The following is a 1144-nucleotide window of genomic DNA, read 5'->3' as shown; positions in this document are numbered from 1 at the left end:
GGTTGCACCTCTAGCACCATCTGTTCCGTTAGTACCCGCTGCACCGGTTGCACCTCTGGCACCGTCTATTCCGTTAGTACCTGCTGCACCAGTAGCACCTCTAGCGCCATCTGCACCAGTTGCACCTCTCGCACCGTCTGTTCCGTTAGTTCCTGCTGCTCCGGTTGCACCTCTGGCACCGACTAATCCGTTAGTACCTGCTGCTCCCGTAGCACCTCTCGCACCGTCTGTTCCGTTAGTTCCTGCTGCTCCGGTTGCACCTCTGGCACCGACTAATCCGTTAGTACCTGCTGCTCCCGTAGCACCTCTCGCACCGTCTGTTCCGTTAGTTCCTGCTGCTCCGGTTGCACCTCTAGCACCATCTGTTCCGTTAGTACCAGCTGCACCGGTTGCACCTCTAGCACCGTCTGTTCCATTAGTTCCAGCTGCTCCGGTAGCACCTCTAGCGCCATCAGCACCAGTAGCACCTCTAGCACCAACTGTTCCGTTAGTTCCTGCTGCTCCGGTAGCACCTCTGGCACCGGCTGTTCCGATAGTACCTGCTGCTCCGGTTGCACCTCTAGCACCAACTGTTCCGTTAGTTCCTGCTGCTCCGGTAGCACCTCTGGCACCGGCTGTTCCGATAGTACCTGCTGCTCCGGTTGCACCTCTAGCACCAACTGTTCCGTTAGTTCCTGCTGCTCCGGTAGCACCTCTGGCACCGTCTGGTCCGTTAGTACCTGCTGCACCAGTAGCACCTCTAGCACCATCTGTTCCATTAGTTCCTGCTGCACCAGTTGCACCTCTAGCACCATCTGTTCCATTAGTTCCTGCTGCTCCGGTTGCACCTCTAGCACCAACTGTTCCGTTAGTTCCTGCTGCTCCGGTTGCACCTCTAGCACCAACTGTTCCGTTAGTTCCTGCTGCTCCGGTTGCACCTCTAGCACCAACTGTTCCGTTAGTTCCTGCTGCTCCGGTAGCACCTCTAGCTCCATCAGCACCAGTTGCACCTCTAGCACCATCTGTTCCATTAGTTCCTGCTGCTCCAGTAGCACCTCTAGCACCATCTGTTCCGTTAGTTCCCGCTGCACCAGTTGCACCTCTAGCACCATCTGTTCCATTAGTACCTGCTGCTCCGGTTGCACCTCTAGCGCCATCAGCACCA

General features: G+C 56.8%; 1 protein-coding gene. It reads right to left on the bottom strand.

All coding sequences use genetic code 11. The annotated features are described in order from the left end of the window. On the bottom strand, window positions 1–1144 hold a 1144-nt coding region (locus M0D21_RS22905; RefSeq protein WP_248334376.1), incomplete at both ends, for a hypothetical protein.

Source organism: Aquimarina acroporae (assembly GCF_023195925.1).
In the GTDB taxonomy this organism is placed as follows: domain Bacteria; phylum Bacteroidota; class Bacteroidia; order Flavobacteriales; family Flavobacteriaceae; genus Aquimarina; species Aquimarina acroporae.
This window is presented reverse-complemented; position numbering and strand designations above follow the sequence as displayed.